The organism is Agrobacterium sp. lyk4-40-TYG-31 (assembly GCF_030209855.1).
Classification (GTDB): Bacteria; Pseudomonadota; Alphaproteobacteria; order Rhizobiales; family Rhizobiaceae; genus Agrobacterium; species Agrobacterium vaccinii.
In genome coordinates this window covers 107,693-123,626 of record NZ_JARVRE010000002.1, presented here as the reverse complement: position 1 = coordinate 123,626, position 15,934 = coordinate 107,693, and the positions used below count along the sequence as shown (strand labels likewise).

Annotated in this window: 11 protein-coding genes and 1 riboswitch; of the genes, 5 read left to right on the top strand and 6 right to left on the bottom strand. The window is 57.0% G+C overall.

Annotation, left to right across the window (positions count from 1 at the left end):
* Positions 1–33: 33 nt before the first annotated feature.
* Complete coding sequence (locus tag QRN55_RS01360) at positions 34–1,419, bottom strand: tetratricopeptide repeat protein (protein ID WP_284774181.1); 1,386 nt, start codon at positions 1,417–1,419, stop codon at positions 34–36.
* A 147-nt stretch (positions 1,420–1,566) separates the two neighbouring features.
* On the bottom strand, positions 1,567–3,816 hold the full coding sequence (locus QRN55_RS01355) for a heavy metal translocating P-type ATPase (RefSeq protein WP_284774179.1): 2,250 nt from the start codon (positions 3,814–3,816) through the stop codon (positions 1,567–1,569).
* A 197-nt stretch (positions 3,817–4,013) separates the two neighbouring features.
* Positions 4,014–4,159, top strand: a riboswitch (FMN riboswitch).
* A gap of 112 nt (positions 4,160–4,271) precedes the next feature.
* On the opposite strand from QRN55_RS01355, the gene ribB reads away from it, so the two are divergent.
* The gene (gene ribB, locus QRN55_RS01350) at positions 4,272–4,913 is read left to right on the top strand and encodes a 3,4-dihydroxy-2-butanone-4-phosphate synthase (RefSeq protein ID WP_284774177.1); all 642 of its coding nucleotides are present in this window, start codon (positions 4,272–4,274) and stop codon (positions 4,911–4,913) included.
* 71 nt (positions 4,914–4,984) lie between these two features.
* Here the strand turns inward: ribB and QRN55_RS01345 are convergent, their stop codons facing one another.
* Positions 4,985–5,920: a dihydrodipicolinate synthase family protein gene (locus QRN55_RS01345; protein ID WP_284774175.1), complete on the bottom strand. Its 936-nt coding sequence runs from the start codon at positions 5,918–5,920 to the stop codon at positions 4,985–4,987.
* Positions 5,921–6,061: 141 nt separating this feature from the next.
* A complete protein-coding gene (locus QRN55_RS01340; protein ID WP_233136988.1) occupies positions 6,062–6,781 on the bottom strand; it encodes a GntR family transcriptional regulator in 720 nt (239 codons plus the stop codon).
* Between the two features lie 244 nt (positions 6,782–7,025).
* Between QRN55_RS01340 and ugpB the strand changes: the two genes are divergently transcribed.
* The 4 genes from ugpB (at position 7,026) to QRN55_RS01320 (ending at position 11,309) form a co-directional block, all read left to right on the top strand.
* Positions 7,026–8,330, top strand: a complete 1,305-nt coding sequence (gene ugpB / locus QRN55_RS01335; RefSeq protein WP_284774172.1) for a sn-glycerol-3-phosphate ABC transporter substrate-binding protein UgpB — start codon at positions 7,026–7,028, stop codon at positions 8,328–8,330.
* Positions 8,331–8,528: 198 nt separating this feature from the next.
* Positions 8,529–9,410, top strand: a complete 882-nt coding sequence (gene ugpA, locus QRN55_RS01330; protein WP_111839562.1) for a sn-glycerol-3-phosphate ABC transporter permease UgpA — start codon at positions 8,529–8,531, stop codon at positions 9,408–9,410.
* A gap of 10 nt (positions 9,411–9,420) precedes the next feature.
* Positions 9,421–10,269: a sn-glycerol-3-phosphate ABC transporter permease UgpE gene (ugpE, locus tag QRN55_RS01325; protein WP_111839563.1), complete on the top strand. Its 849-nt coding sequence runs from the start codon at positions 9,421–9,423 to the stop codon at positions 10,267–10,269.
* Positions 10,269–11,309: a sn-glycerol-3-phosphate import ATP-binding protein UgpC gene (locus tag QRN55_RS01320; protein ID WP_284774169.1), complete on the top strand. Its 1,041-nt coding sequence runs from the start codon at positions 10,269–10,271 to the stop codon at positions 11,307–11,309. Before ugpE ends, QRN55_RS01320 begins: the two co-directional genes overlap by 1 nt.
* 31 nt (positions 11,310–11,340) lie before the next feature.
* Here the strand turns inward: QRN55_RS01320 and QRN55_RS01315 are convergent, their stop codons facing one another.
* On the bottom strand, positions 11,341–14,427 hold the full coding sequence (locus QRN55_RS01315) for an efflux RND transporter permease subunit (RefSeq protein ID WP_284774167.1): 3,087 nt from the start codon (positions 14,425–14,427) through the stop codon (positions 11,341–11,343).
* Positions 14,424–15,662 (bottom strand): efflux RND transporter periplasmic adaptor subunit, encoded by a 1,239-nt coding sequence (locus tag QRN55_RS01310; protein ID WP_284774165.1) that lies wholly within the window; start codon positions 15,660–15,662, stop codon positions 14,424–14,426. The genes QRN55_RS01315 and QRN55_RS01310 overlap by 4 nt, the downstream gene beginning before the upstream one ends.
* Positions 15,663–15,934: the final 272 nt, after the last annotated feature.

The window sequence follows — 15,934 nt, the reverse complement described above, 5'->3', positions numbered from 1 at the left end:
CGTATTGACGGCCCAATATGGCCTCTCCGCTGGCTAAGGTGTTGTTGGTTGAACAGATATGCCTTGCATTCGCGCTGCCATGCCCGCCATGATCATCGCAGCCATTTCATTGTCAATTTCGCGAACAAAACGCAGGGCAGCCCCATATTCGCCTTTCGTTGCCAACCTGTCCGCAGCATGCATGAGCACCAGCTCACGACCATTGCTGATCCCTGTCGCCAGTTCGTAAGCTTGGTCTACACGTCCCAATACCGCAAGCTCAGCAGGAATTGACATCATGGCAGCGCTGAACCCCATGTTGTAGGGCTGATCTTTTTCGAGTGTTAAAATCTCATCGATCAATGCGAGTGCGTCTTCACTGGCATCGATGCCCGAAAACCCCTTCGCGACCGCAAATAGCGCGGATTTCTTCTCTTCGATGCCGCTGAGCGCAGCCGCCTCAGTTCGACCTTCCTGCAACGACGTGAGCGCTTGATCACGCTGCCCTGACGTTTTCAAAGCAGCAGCAAACATCGGTAAAATTCCCATTACTGCGGTACGTTCCGGTGCTGATTTGAACGCTGATTGCGCGTACTCACGAAACTGAGGCTGACCCGATGCCCCCAAACTTGACACCAAGCCGGTCCATATCGCGAATTCAAAGGCCGAAGCCCCGTCCTTTTTCACGACAGCGACCAGTTCCTCTGCCGCTTTTGTTGCAGAGGTCGCATCTATCGACGCCCATATCTGGAACAGCCGAAGGGCTAGATCAGGCGTCATCTCGATCTCCTGATCGAGCGCACGCTCATAGCTGTCTTTGATCGTGATCGCAGCGTCTTCAGAAAATCCTATTTCATTCTGGGTCTGGCCCACTTGGAACATCAGTCCCAGCAACATTGGATTAGGACGGATTTTCTTACGAAAGTCTGCGATCCCGATGAGAAGAGCGCGGGCTTCGTCTTTCAGACCCGCTTCTGCAAGGGTTTCTGCCAGCCTCTGATTGAGTCCGGTCACGCTCAAACGATCGAACTCAATCTGACCCTTATTCAACACGTCATTGGCTTCGCCGAGACGTGTCTTCGCCGCTTCGACATTCCCGTCCTTGAGCAGTTTTTTGGACAAGGTAATCAGGAATTGCGCTTTGTTGGTCCTTTGGCCAAGTTCCTCGTATAGTAACAATGCCTGATCGACATTTCCTGCTGCCAACTTGGCTTGTGCAAGCGGTAGCACGATACGCTCACGTTTAAAGGGATCCGTTTCGGGAGTGAGATGGGCTTCGATCTCGGCAACCAGACATTGGACTGTTACGTCACGGTCACACAGGGTCGTTTCGACCACTGGAGATGCGTTTTTCGGCGGGGACTCGGGCGAAGCTGCCACTGCATTTACCGCTACAAAATATGTTAAAATCAATACCGAATATTTTGAGATCAAAAGCACGCCAGCTCCTATTCACAACCCAAAACACAGCAATAAAGACTAATTACGATAAATTACAATCTCAGTTTGAATTTGCATCTTCTTTTTACACAGTGAAAGCAAATGAGCCTGACTCGAACCCGTCAGGCTCATCTACCCCTTACCTTCTCAGTCCGCCCTGACCCGCAACAGCCTCAACGCATTCAACGTCACCAAGACTGTCGCACCTGTATCGGCCAGAATGGCGGGCCAGAGGCCGGTGATACCGAGGATTGTGGTGATGAGGAATACGACCTTGAGGCCGAGCGACATGGCGATGTTCTGATAGATGTTGCGCATGGTTCGCTTGGAGAGATCGATCATTCTGGCGATGTCGCCAACGCGACCGTGCAGGATGGCGGCATCTGCGGTTTCCAGCGCCACATCCGTCCCGCCACCCATGGCGATGCCGATATCGGCGGCTGCCAGTGCCGGGGCGTCGTTGATGCCGTCTCCCACTTTGCCGACCACGAAGCCCTGGCCTTTCAGCTCTCCGACGATTCGCTGCTTATCTTCCGGCATCAGTTCGGCACGGACCTCTATCCCAAGCGTCTGGCCGATTGCGTCTGCCGTTCGCTTGTTGTCGCCTGTCAGCATGATGATCTTCAGGCCGCTTTCTTTCAGCCGTTCAAGACCCGTGATGGCATCGGCACGCGGTTCGTCACGCATGGCAATGGCACCTGCAAGTTTGTCACCGACCAGAAGGACGGAAACGGTTTTACCCTCGTCGTTCAGCGCAGAAATCGTTCTGAGATGCTGTTCGGGAATATCGCCTTTTTCAGCGGCGGCTTTCGGCGAGCCCAGAAATATCTGCTGCCCTTCAACGACAGCGGTGACGCCCTTGCCACCCAGTGCTTTGGCATCGCTTGCTGCGGGAATGATGACAGCGTTTTCCTCAGCCTTGGCGAGAATGGCGAGTGCCAAGGGGTGGCTGGAGCCTGTCTCCAGTGCGGCGGCGAGCCGCAGAATTTCAGCCTCGTGGAATTCGAAGGAGATGATATCGGTGACCTTGGGCTTGCCTTCGGTCAGGGTTCCGGTCTTGTCCAGCGCAATGGCGTTAAGTTTTCCAAGACCCTCGAGTACGGCACCACCCTTCATCAACAGACCACGACGGGCACCGGCGGAAAGCGAAGCTGCAATGGCCGCGGGCGTGGAAATGACCAGCGCGCAGGGGCAGCCGATCAACAGAATGGCCAATCCCTTGTAAATCCATTCATTCCAATCCGCGCCGACGAAGACCGGCGGCACAATGGCGACCAGCGCGGCCACTGCAACCACGGCTGGCGTGTAATATTTGCTGAAACGGTCGATGAAGCGTTCGGTCGGCGCTTTCTTTTCCTGCGCCTCTTCCACCAGTTTCACCACGCGCGCAATCGTGTTGTCCTGCGAGGACGCGGTCACCCGCACGCGCAGGGCGGCGTTACCGTTGACCGTACCGGCAAAAACAGTGTTATCTGGCCCCTTGTTGACGGGAACGCTTTCACCTGTCACCGGCGCTTCATCTATTGCACTTTCACCCGCAATGATGATGCCATCTGCCGAGATACGGTCGCCAGGGCGTACGAGGATGATGGAACCGATGGCGAGCGTTTCGGCAGGGACTTCGCGGGTCTTGCCGTTGTCTTCCACGAGTGCCGTTTTCGGAACGAGTGCAGCCAGCGACTGAATGCTATCGCGCGCCTTGCCCGCCGCCACGCCTTCCAGCAATTCTCCTACCAAAAACAGAAAGACGACGGCTGCCGCCTCCTCCGTTGCGTTAATGACAAGCGCGCCGATCGCGGCAATCGTCATCAACATTTCAATGGAGAACGGCGTTCCTGCGCGTGCAGCCATGAAGGCGCGGCGCGCAATGGGAAGAAGACCGACGAGCATGGCCAGCGCAAACGCATAGAACTGAATCGCGGGAAAAACATGCCCCGCCGCATAAGCGATGACAAGCCCTGCACCCGCTAGGATGGTGGTGCGCCCCTTCTTGCTTCTCCACCATGGCCCGCTGCTGGGACCGTGATCATGGCCATGCAACCCTTCGACAGCAGGTGCCGCGTGGGATGGTTCAGCCTCAGAGTGAGCGTGGTCGTATCCCGCATGCGTATGCTGATGATCGTGACCACAGCAACTCCCATGCTCGTTGTGTTCTTCGACGTGCCGTCCCGTCGCCGCAGGCAACTGAGAGACATCGTAGCCCAAACCGGATACCCGTTTACCGATCGCAGCCAGATCGCTACGCTCATCATGGCTGACCGTCATGGTTCCGGCGGTAACGGAAACAGAGACATCATCCACCCCCGGCATACGCCGCACGGCGGTGTCGATCTTGGCCGCGCAAGAGGCGCAATCCATGCCCTCAACGCGAAATCTTGTCTGTAACGGCATGCTCATCCGGTCTTCCTTTCGATACTTAAGAAGACCCTACGACCTCTAGTCACTAGAGCTGCAAGAGGAAAATGAGGAAGACGGGCATGTTTCTGCCTGTTTGCTTCAAAAGCCTCCGCTCACAGAGCAAATTCATTTCCCAAATCGACATTTGGCAGCAAGGTTTGCCTCTTGCATACCGGGCATTTCATGTCCTATGTTGGCTCTGTTCTCAGGGCGGGGTGCAATTCCCCACCGGCGGTATCGGGTTTTCCCGGAGCCCGCGAGCGCTTGTGGCGCAAGCCGCAAGGTCAGCAGATCCGGTGAGAGGCCGGAGCCGACGGTATAGTCCGGATGGAAGAGAACAAGGTGGCAAACCCCGCAGACAGCGGGTTGTTGTTGCGTTGTTCGCCCAAGGGAAATTTGGCGTTTTGAAAAAACGCGAAAGTGCTGGAAACGGCATAACCCTTGAAAGGCAAGACATGACGATTTCGAAAATTGAAGAGGCGGTTGACGCCATTGCACGCGGTGAGATGGTCATCGTGGTGGATGACGAGGACCGCGAGAACGAAGGCGACATCATCGTCGCTTCCGATAGCATTACCGATGAACACGTAACCTTCATGATGAACCATGCACGTGGTCTCATCTGCGTTGCCATGCCCGGCGAACGTCTGGATGAACTCGACATTCCGATGATGGTGCCGCGCAACACGGAATATCACAAGACTGCTTTTACTGTGTCTGTGGACTATATTCCGGGAACGACGACGGGCATTTCTGCAAGCGACCGGGCAAAGACGGTTCGTGCGCTGGTATCTTCAGACGCCAAGCCGGACGATTTTGCGCGGCCCGGCCACATCTTCCCGCTGCGCGCCAACCCGCTGGGCGTTCTCGGTCGTACCGGCCATACCGAAGCTGCGGTAGACCTGTGCAGGCTGGCCGGAAAATTCCCCAGCGGCACGATCTGCGAAGTGGCCAATGATGACGGCACCATGGCGCGTCTGCCACAGCTCGAAGTTTTCGCTGAGAGACACAAGCTGCTTGTCGTGACGATCAAGGATTTGGTCGATTACCTCACGGTTCGCGAACATGGTGCTATCGTGGAAAAGCAGGTCGCCTGACCACGCAAACCTGAAAACAAAAATGCGCCCTCAACGGGCGCATTTTTGTTTTGGGGAATATTTGCAGCAGATCAATTCGGATAGCGCGACGCGTACCAGACTTTGAAAAGATCATACTGTTTTTCCAACTGGCGACGCTGCGAGGCGCTCAGCTCATCGCTCTCGTTGAAATGCAGCGCGTATTCCGTATCGCCGTTCAGCACCATCAGATATTTGTAGTGCAGAACAAGGTCTGGGCCCTCGTCATAGGTGGACAGCATGGTCAGCGCTTCCTCAAGCTCCAGCGCGTCACGACGGGCCGTCGCGTCTCCCTTGGCTGCCTTCTCACACAAGGAAACGAGGTGAAGGACCGGCTTTGGAAGCGCATTACCGATGCCTGTGATCGCACCGCCTGCGCCGCAATTGACGAAGCCATGGTACACACCGGTATCCACACCCACCATCAATGTCAGATCATCGTCGCCGGACGTTATGTTCTCGGCAGCATAGGTCATGTCCTGCTTGCCACCGAATTCCTTGAAACCGATCAAGTTGGAATAGCGTGAGCGAAGTTCGAAGAAGAGATCGGCGCGGGTTGCAAAGCCGTAATAGGGGCTGTTGTAAATGACCGCTGGCAAACCATCTGCTGCTTCCAGAATGGCCGAGAAATGCGCCTTTTGTGCCGAGACAGACGATCCGCGCGACAGAACACGTGGGATGACCATCAGGCCCTTGGCACCGACCTTGGCCGCATTCGCTGCATGGCTGACAGCGGACTTGGTGTTGATGGCACCGGTTCCGACGATGACTGGAATGCCAGCTTCTGCTAGACGACGTACGCCCTCCTGGCGCTGCTCATCCGTCAAAAGCGGCCAGTCGCCCATAGAGCCGCAATAGACCACCGCAGACATGCCAGCCGCGATCAGTTCCTTGCCCTTTTTCACCAGACCGTCAAAATCGGGTGTGCGATCCGGATTGCATGGCGTCATAAGAGCGGGAATGCAGCCGGTGAAAATCGTATCAGCCATGTGTCTATGCCTCGTTTTAAACCACGGCGCGAGCGCCGGAACCTGTCATGTCACATCGTCTAACACGGCATTCAAATTTTGTCGACAAATAAAATACAATGATTTTACGCGTGGTTTTTCCTTTTGGGGCTCCGTTGAAATTTAAAGGTTGAGGTCGACGCTCTGGCGGGTATCGGCTGCGATGTAGGACCGTATTTGCTGGACGATCTGGTCGGCATGGGCAACTGCGATACGGTCGGCTTTCTCGACATCCCGCTCCATGATAGCCTTAATCATGTCCTCATGCTCCGTCACGTAATGGCGTGGCAGCACATCGTTGAAAGACGAGTAATAGAGCCGCAAGATACGGCGACCCTCGTCCAGCAGGCGGGTAAAAAGCTCAGTGTAATGGCGATTTCGGCCAGCAACGGCAATTGCCAGATGGAAATCGCGATTTGTCGCAATCATCGCAAGAACGTCGCGCTCATTCACCGCAGTCTCGAATGATTTCTGGAGCGCCAGAATGCTCTCGATGTCATCCGCCTCATGCCGGGCTGCCGCAAGTCGCGTGGTCACACGATACATGAGTGTCAGCGCATCGAAAAATTCCGGTAGACCCAGAAAATCGATCTGGGAGACAATCGTCGCACGGTTGGTCAGCGTCGTAATCAGGCCTTCGGCAGAGAGTTTGACGAGCGCCTCACGCACGGGCGTACGGGAAAGCTCGAAACGGTCCGACAGTTGCACCTCATCGATGGGGCTGCCGGGGGCGATTTTCAGTTCGATGATTTCGTTGCGCAGCGTTTCGTATACCGTGGAAACGCCAAATCCCCTGCGATGGGTCTGCTTTTCCTTCTCGTCCAGTTTATCGCTCGCAGCCATTCGCCCGGTACTCCGCAACCCTATCGATATGTCGGTTTACGATATTCACAGGGATAACGAAATCCTTTTGAAGCAAGCGATTATGCCGCGCAGTGGCTTATGCGCAGGCAATTTGCCCCGCACAGCATCCGCAGCCTGTGAATTGTGACAAAAAATGAGTTGCGGCCACCGGCGTAAGTGATCATGAAGGATAAGGTGATTCTAATTCACCTGATATTCAGGTTCATGGTAGGGAGGAAATTCCATGAAAGCCGTTCTCACGTCGGTGACTGCTGCCGCAACTGCACTGCTGATGGCTTCGAGTGCCATGGCCGCCACGGAAATTCAGTGGTGGCATGCCATGACGGGTGCCAACAACGAGGTTGTCGAACAGCTTTCGAAGGAATTCAACGAAAGCCAGAAGGATTACAAAATCCTGCCCGTCTTCAAGGGTACCTACCCGGAAACGCTGAACGCCGGCATCGCCGCCTTCCGCGCCAAGCAGCCACCGGCCATCATTCAGGTGTTCGATGCAGGCAGCGGCGTGATGATGGGTGCGCAGGGCGCCATCGTGCCCGTAGCGGATGTTCTGGAAAAAGCGGGACTGAAATTCAACAAGGCGGATTATCTGCCCGGCATCGTTTCCTATTATTCCAAGCCTGACGGCACGATGCTGTCCTTCCCCTACAATTCCTCGTCGCCGATCCTTTACTACAACAAGGACATCTTCACGAAGGCCGGTCTGGATGCTGAAAATCCGCCGAAGACATGGCCTGAGGTGTTTGAAGCGGCCAAGAAGATCAAGTCCAGCGGCGCTGCCCCTTGCGGCTTTACCTCGACATGGCTGACATGGATTCAGACCGAGAATTTCGCCGCGTGGAACAACCTGTCCTATGGCAGCAACGAGAACGGCCTTGCTGGAACGGACGTGAAACTGGCGTTCAATTCCGAGCCTTTCGTCGAACATTTCCAGGCCATCGCCGATCTGGCAAAGGACGGCACCTTCCGCTATGGCGGACGCACCTCCGAGGCAAAGCAACTTTTCACCTCCAGCGAATGCGGCATTCTCACGGAATCATCCGGCGGACTGGGCGACATCGTCAAGAGCGGCATGAATTACGGCATCGGGCAACTGCCTTACTATGAAGGCGAAGGACGTCCGCAGAATACCATTCCCGGCGGCGCCAGCCTTTGGGTCTTCGGCGGCAAGTCGGATGCAGAATACAAGGGCACGGCCGCGTTCTTCCAGTTCCTGTCGCAGACCAAAATCCAGTCCCGCCTGCATCAGGTTTCGGGCTACATGCCGGTCACGCTCGCAGCCTATGAGGACACCAAGAAGTCCGGCTTCTACGAAAAGAACCCGGCCCGCGAGACGCCATTGCTGCAGATGATGGGCAAGCCACCGACGGAAAACTCCAAGGGCGTGCGTCTGGTCAACCTGCCGCAGGTGCGTGACATCATGAACGAAGAGTTCGAGACGATGCTGGCGGGCAAGCAGGATGCGAAGGCTGCGCTGGACAAGGCCGTCGAGCGCGGCAACGCTGCCATTCAGCAGGCAATCGGTCGGTAATGCGCTTCGGCTGAGTGGTCTTTGAAAACCGCGCAGCCAGAATGACGGACGGCATAGAACAGATATTCCATGCCGTTCCGCCCATTCTAAATTCTCGCTTACTGCCGCCGCCTCTTGGAACGCGGTTCGATACCCTAGAATTTTATGCCATTCCATTCGCAGAGCCGCTTGCTGGACCTGTGCTAAAGGAGCCCGACTTTGCAAAGCGTTGTCTTTCCAAACAAGATTCTTCCCTACTTTCTGGTCGCTCCGCAGATCATCCTGACCGTCGTGTTCTTCTTCTGGCCCGCAAGTCAGGCGCTCTACCAGTCTGCAATGCGCGAAGACCCGTTTGGGCTACAGAGCACCTTCGTCGGCTTTGCGAATTTTTCTGCCATTCTGGCTGATCCGAACTACCTTCACGCGCTTCAAGTCACAGTGGTTTTCAGCATTGCGACGGCGTTGCTGTCCATGGGTGTCGCGCTGCTGTTGGCGACGGCGGCGGATCTGGTGGTGCGCGGCAAGGGCTTCTATCGCACGATGATGATCATCCCATACGCAGTGGCACCTGCCGTGGCGGGCATGCTGTGGCTGTTCATGTTCAATCCTGCCATGGGCACCTTCGCTTATATTCTGCGCAGGAACGGCATTGCATGGGACCCACTACTGGATGGAAATCAGGCCATGACGCTGGTGGTTGCCGCCGCAGCTTGGAAGCAGATCAGCTACAATTTCCTGTTTTTCGTAGCAGGCCTTCAGGCCATTCCAAAATCGCTGCTTGAAGCAGCCGCAATCGATGGTGCGCGTGGCGCGCGCCGGTTCTGGACGATCATCTTCCCGCTTCTGGCGCCGACGACGTTCTTCCTGCTGGTCGTCAACACCGTCTACGCTTTCTTCGACACCTTCGGCATCATCCACTCGGTTACCGGTGGTGGCCCGGCAAAGGCGACAGAAACGCTGGTCTACAAGGTTTACAATGACGGTTTCGTCAACCTGAACCTCGGCTCATCGGCAGCACAGTCCGTGGTGCTGATGGTTATCGTCATCGCGCTGACGGCATTCCAGTTCCGCTTTGTCGAGCGGCGCGTACATTACGGTTGAGGCAAGCACAATGATCCAGAACCGCCCCGTCGCAACCCTCATGGCGCATCTGATGCTGATCCTCGGCATCGTGATCGTCGCCTTCCCGATCTATTACACCTTCATCGCATCGTCGGCGACATCCACAGATATTCTGCGCCCGCCCCTGTCGTTATTACCCGCCGGGCATCTGGCTGAAAATTACCGTGAGGCTATCTCAGGAGGCGTCGAGCGCGTCGTGGGTGTCAGCCTTGAACGGCTGCTGTTCAACAGCTTCGTCGTGGCGGTCGCCATTGCCATTGGCAAGATCATCATCTCTTTCCTGTCGGCTTTCGCCATCGTCTTCTTCCGTTTTCCCTTCCGCATGGGCTTCTTCTGGATGATTTTCATCACGCTGATGCTGCCGGTTGAGGTGCGTATTCTGCCGACCTACAAGGTGATCGTCGATCTCGGTTTGCTCAACACCTATGCGGGCTTGACGCTGCCGCTGATGGCGTCGGCCACGGCCACGTTCCTGTTCAGGCAGTTCTTCCTGACGATACCGGGCGAAATGGTGGAGGCAGCGCGCATCGACAATGCCGGGCCGTTCCGCTTCATGCGCGATATTCTGCTGCCGCTATCGACAACGAATATCGCGGCCCTGTTCGTGATCCTCTTCATCTACGGCTGGACGCAGTATCTGTGGCCGCTTCTGGTGACGGATCGCGCCGAAATGAACACGATTATTATCGGCCTGCGCCGCATGGTGGATTTCACCGACGCCTCGACACCGTGGAATTATGTGATGGTCACAGCGATCCTCGCGATCATCCCACCTGTCATCGTCGTGGTGCTGATGCAGCGCTGGTTTGTCAAAGGTTTGGTGGAGACTGAAAAGTAATGGCGACAATCGAACTCAAAGACGTTCGCAAGGTCTATAGCGGCAATGTCGAAGCGATCAAAGGCCTATCGCTGAGCATTCAGGATGGCGAGATGATCGTGCTCGTCGGCCCTTCCGGCTGCGGCAAATCCACCCTGTTACGCATGGTAGCCGGATTGGAAAGCATCAGCTCCGGCGATGTCGAGATATCGGGCAAGCGCGTCAACGATCTGGAACCGGCAGAACGCGATATCGCCATGGTGTTTCAGAATTACGCGCTCTATCCGCATATGACGGTGCGGCAGAACCTTGCCTATGGCCTCAAGAACCGTAATACGCCGAAAGACGAGATCGACCGCCGTATCACGGATGCAGCGCGCGCACTCGAAATCGAGCAGTATCTGGAGCGCAAGCCCCGGCAATTGTCCGGCGGTCAGCGCCAGCGTGTGGCCATGGGTCGTGCCATCGTGCGCAAGCCTTCCGCATTCCTGTTCGATGAGCCACTATCGAACCTGGATGCCAAGCTGCGTGTGCAGATGCGCGTCGAAATCCGCCGTCTGCAACGCTCACTCGCAACGACCAGCATCTATGTCACCCATGATCAGATGGAAGCGATGACGCTGGCTGATCGTCTGGTCGTGCTCAACGCAGGCCGGATCGAGCAGGTCGGTACGCCCATCGAACTCTATGAAAAGCCAGCCACCAGCTTCGTCGCGACGTTCATCGGTTCTCCATCGATGAACCTGCTGCCCCTCAACGGCACGGTATGGAACGCGCCAGCAAACGGCACCATACCAGCCAATGCGGCAACCATCGGCATCCGCCCCGAAGACATCACCATTGTCTCGGACACCTCGACCAGTCCATTCGAGATACCGGTCAAGGTGGCCGCCGTCGAACTGGTGGGCGCGGAAAGCTACGTCCACGGCGAAATGTCTGACGGCAACGCCATCGTCTTCCGCGTGCCCGGTCGCTCAGCCATCGAGATCGCAGAGACACTCAACATCACTGCCGATCCCTCGCGTTTTCACCTGTTCGACGCGGACGGAAAGCGCATCTGAGATTACTCCCCGGTCAAAAACCGGGGAGATTTCACTGCGTCACGGGTTCTGGGTGTTTGCGCGTCCACAGCGATTTCAGGAACTCCGAGAACCGCTCCACCTCCACGAAGATGACAGGCGTCATGAACAGTGTGAGCACCTGACTGACAATCAGGCCGCCAACGACTGCGATGCCAAGCGGCTGGCGCAGTTCGGAGCTTGCTCCGGTGCCAAGCGCAATGGGTAGCGCGCCAAACAAGGCGCAGAACGTCGTCATCATGATCGGACGCAGACGCCGCACGGCAGCTTCGTGAATAGCTTCGAGCGTTGGCATATGCTCATCCCGTTGCAGGGTCAGCGCCACGTCGATCATCATGATCGCGTTTTTCTTGACGATACCGATCAGCATCAAAAGGCCGATGAGCGCGATGATCGAAAGGTCGAAGCCGAAGAGCTTCAGGGTCAACAGCGCTCCGAATGCCGCCGATGGCAGACCCGACAGAATGGTCAGCGGATGCAGGAAGCTTTCGTAGAAGACCCCAAGAACGATATAAATCGTCAGAATTGCAGCGCCGATCAACAAGCCTGTGCTGTCGCTGGTCTGCTTGAAAATCTGCGCCGCACCGGCAAGGTTGGTGGTGACGGAGGACGGCAGCTGTATCTGCTGCTTCAGGGCATCGATCTGCGCTGTTGCCGTACCCAGTGAAACGCCAGAGGGCAGGTTGAACGACAGGGTGACGGACGTCAGCTGGCCGGTTTGGTTGACCGTGACGGGCCCGGGCTTGCGGGTGATGGTCGCGAAGCTCGACAATGGCACGAGCGTTCCCGAGGAGGAGGCCACCCGCAACGAAGCAAGCGATTGCTCTGTCCAGTCTACGGACTGATCATATTCGATAATGACATCGTAGCTGTTGCCCGTCGTCTGTATTTGCGTGGCGACATAGCTGCCGAAGGCGGCTTCAAGAGTCTTGCGCAGGCTTTCAGAGGTCACACCGAGGCTGTTCGCGCGATCCTTGTCCACTTCCACATGCGCCTGAAGCGCGTTGTCCTGCAAGTCGGAGGCAACATCGACGAAGTAGCTGCTATCGGCGCGCATGGCGTCGCCCAGCGTTTGCGACCATTGCCGTGCGGCGTTGGCATCGATGGATTGCAGAACGACCTGATAAAGACTCTGCGTGCTGCGACCGCCGAAACGCAGGCTCTGTTGTGGGGTGATGAAGGTTTTGAGACCGGCAATGCCAGACAGCGACCGTCTGAGGCTGGCCAGTGTCGTTTCGAGAGCCGGGCGTTGATCCGCAGGCTTGAGCTGCACCAGCAACGTGCCGGAATTGAGTGCTGCACCGCCGGGGCCTGAGCCGAGCGTTGATGTGACATGCTCGACGGCGGGATCAGCCGACAGAATAGTGGCCGCTTGGGACTGAAGTCCGCTCATTGCCTTGTAGGAAATGTCCTGCCGGGCCTGCGTGGAGACCGTCAGCAGGCCGATGTCTTCGGTTGGGAAGAAGCTGCGGGCAAGGCTAGAAAACATCCAGCCGGAGCCGACAAGCGTCAGCAGGAACATGATGATGACAACGAAGCGGTGCCGCAGACACCAGCCGACAGAGCTGCCATAGACATCCGTCGCGCGGTCGAACAGCGTCTTCTTCGGATTCTCCGGCGGCGCGTGATGGGGCAGACGTGCGGCCAGCATCGGCGTGACGGTGAGCGAAACCAACGCCGACGACATGATGGCGAGCGTTACCACGACGCCGAATTCGTTGAGAACGCGCCCGACGATTCCGCCCATCAAGAGAATAGGCAGAAAGACCGCGACGAGCGATATGGACATGGAAATGATGGTGCCGGTCACTTCGCTGGCACCCTCGATGGCAGCCTGAAACGGCGGCATGCCCTCCTCGACCTTTCGGACGATGTTTTCTAGCATGACAATGGCATCATCCACCACCAGACCCACCGAGAGCGTCAACCCGAGCAGCGAGATGTTGTCAATGGAAAAGCCGAGCGCATACATAGCACCGAGTGTGGCGACCAGCGAGAGTGGCACGGCGAGGCCCGGAATGAACGTTGCCCAGACCTGGCGCAGAAAAAGGTAAATGACCAGAATGACGAGGCCGAGCGTCACCATCAACGTCATCTCGACATCGCCGACGGCGGCCCTAATGGAGACTGATGCGTCGTTGACGACGTTGATGTGCATGTTTGCGGGCAGGCTGGCCTGCAACTCCGGGAGCTTGGCCTTGATGGCATCGACCACGGCAACGGTGTTTGCACCCGGCTGGCGCTGTACGGACAGCACGATGGCAGGCGTACCGTCCAGCCAGCTACCCTGATTGACGACCTCCACGCTGTCCTTGACGGTTGCGACGTCCTGCAGGCGCACAATGCGACCATTCGGGTTGGCGATGATGAGTGTGCTGAAGGATGCGGCATCGGTGCGCTGGGTCGATGCGTCCAGCGTCAGAGCCTGCGACGAGTTCTGGAGCGTGCCGATTGGCGACTGGTCGTTGGCGGCGGCAAGCGTGTCGGAAAGACCGTCCAGCGAAATGCCGCGACTGGCAAGCTTCGACGGATCGACCTCGACGCGCACCGCATAGGTCTTCGCGCCGAAAATCTGTGCCTGGGCGACGCCGGAAATCGTCGATAGCGCGGGCGAAATGACGTTTTCCGCCAGATCGTCCATCTTGGTGAGTTCGGCCCCGTCGCCTGTCACGGCTAGGATGATGACGGCGGCATCTGCCGGGTTTGCCTTACGGTAACTTGGCGGCGATGTCATGTTATCGGGCAATTGCCGCTGGGTGCGGGCAATAGCGGCCTGCACGTCGGCAGCGGCGGCATCTATATTGCGGGACAGATTGAACTGAATGGTGATCTGGGTGCTGCCAAGCGAGGAACTGGCGGTAATCGTATCAATACCGGCAATGGTTTCGAACTGCTTGATAAGCGGCGTGGCAACGGAACTCGCCATCGTATCCGGTGCGGCACCGGCAAGCTGTGCGGACACGTTGATGGTCGGGAAATCCGCCTGCGGAAGGGCGGCGACCGGCAGGTTGCGATAGGCGGAAACACCGGCCAGGAGAACGCCGATCATCAGCAGGATCGTCGCCACTGGCCTGCGGATGAATATTTCAGAAATATTCATAGCGCAGCCCCGTTCTGGGAAATCTTGGCGCCAGCATCTGCGCCTTCACTCGGGTTTTTCACCATCACATGGCTGCCGTTCGTCAGGCTGGCCTGACCTTCGGTGACCAGAGCGTCGCCTTCCTTCAGCCCGTCCGAAACACCGGCGAGATTGCCGTTGCTGAGCGCCACGGTCACCTTGCGCTGTTCGACAGTATTATCAGGCTTGACCACAAAGCTGCTGTAGCCGTCGGAATGCGGCTGAAGCGCCACCATGGGTACGATAACCAGATTATCCGCTTGCCCCGCATTGACCGAGACCTTGAGCGACTGGCCGGGCCAGAACCTTTCAGCATCATTTTCCAGCAGCATGCGCAGTTTGAATGTGCCCGAGGCCGCGTCGACATTGTTGTCTATGAACACGATCTTGCCGGTGGCGGGACTATTATCGGCACCCGCTTGCGTCGGCGTGACGTCTGCGGTCAGGCTGTTGTTTGCCATGGTGGAACGTATAATATCCAGGTCCGGCTCTGGCAGCACGAACTCCGCATAGACGGGCCGCATCTGCGTCAACTGCGCCACATTCGCTCCGGGTGCGACATAGGCGCCTGCCGAAAACAGGACAGCGCCCAGCTTGCCATCGAATGGCGCCCTGATCTGGGTTTGCGACAGGGTAACATTGTCTGCGGCGATATTGGCCTGATCGACCAGCAGGGTGGCAGCAGCCTGTTTTGCAGTGGCGCTGGCATCGCTGACTTGTTGCTGGGTGTCTACGCCGGTTTTGGCCAAAGTCTCGACCCTGCTCAGAGTGGCATTGGCGGAATCCAGAGTGGCCTGATCCTTGGCGAGTTGTGCCTGATCGCGCTGGATATTGGCCTTGATCGTTCTGTCATCGATCTGCACCAAGAGATCGCCTGCCTTGACCTCCGCGCCATCCTTGGCCAGCACATTGGCAACGATGCCGGAAATGGGGCTGGTCAGTGCCGTGGACGCTACTGGCACGATAGTGCCGATGGTCTGTCGCGTGACCGGCAACGAGCCGGATTTCGCAACGGCAACCGTCACTGTAACGGCGCGCCCGCCTGCCTGACCTCCACCACCACGCCTGTCGCCGTTTTTAGACTGGCTGCTGCCGGATGCGTGCGCGCTTTCCTGCGGAGCCGCAGTTTGGCTCGCCCAGGCTGGCAAATAGGGTTGGAGATCGCTGCGGTAGACAAAAAGCAGAGCAGAAATCGCTGCGACTACCACAAAGGTCATAATGTACTTCATACGGAAGTCCTTTGGAGGATGTTAATCCGATGGACAGAAGGCGTGTCATATGTCGCAGAGCGGACTTCGTTGAGCTTGGTCACTGAAGATCAGTTTCGCTTTACTCACTCCGGCATCATTCCGCAGGCAGTATAATTCATGAGAAATGACGGTTGTACTACGCCTTGCAAATCCCGCCGGATACCACCCTCAATGCGCGACTTGCACCCGACGAAAGTGCCGTTGCTTCCTGCAACACTAAACGCTCGAAACACTGAAAA

What these genes read in the sequence shown, in the direction of transcription:
- QRN55_RS01340 (WP_233136988.1), bottom strand. Translation starts at nt 6,781, where the DNA reads ATGGCTGCGAGCGATAAACTGGACGAGAAGGAAAAGCAGACCCATCGC.
- QRN55_RS01310 (WP_284774165.1), bottom strand. Translation starts at nt 15,662, where the DNA reads ATGACCTTTGTGGTAGTCGCAGCGATTTCTGCTCTGCTTTTTGTCTAC.
- ribB (WP_284774177.1), top strand. Translation starts at nt 4,272, where the DNA reads ATGACGATTTCGAAAATTGAAGAGGCGGTTGACGCCATTGCACGCGGT.
- QRN55_RS01355 (WP_284774179.1), bottom strand. Translation starts at nt 3,816, where the DNA reads ATGAGCATGCCGTTACAGACAAGATTTCGCGTTGAGGGCATGGATTGC.
- ugpE (WP_111839563.1), top strand. Translation starts at nt 9,421, where the DNA reads ATGATCCAGAACCGCCCCGTCGCAACCCTCATGGCGCATCTGATGCTG.
- ugpB (WP_284774172.1), top strand. Translation starts at nt 7,026, where the DNA reads ATGAAAGCCGTTCTCACGTCGGTGACTGCTGCCGCAACTGCACTGCTG.
- QRN55_RS01320 (WP_284774169.1), top strand. Translation starts at nt 10,269, where the DNA reads ATGGCGACAATCGAACTCAAAGACGTTCGCAAGGTCTATAGCGGCAAT.
- QRN55_RS01315 (WP_284774167.1), bottom strand. Translation starts at nt 14,427, where the DNA reads ATGAATATTTCTGAAATATTCATCCGCAGGCCAGTGGCGACGATCCTG.
- QRN55_RS01345 (WP_284774175.1), bottom strand. Translation starts at nt 5,920, where the DNA reads ATGGCTGATACGATTTTCACCGGCTGCATTCCCGCTCTTATGACGCCA.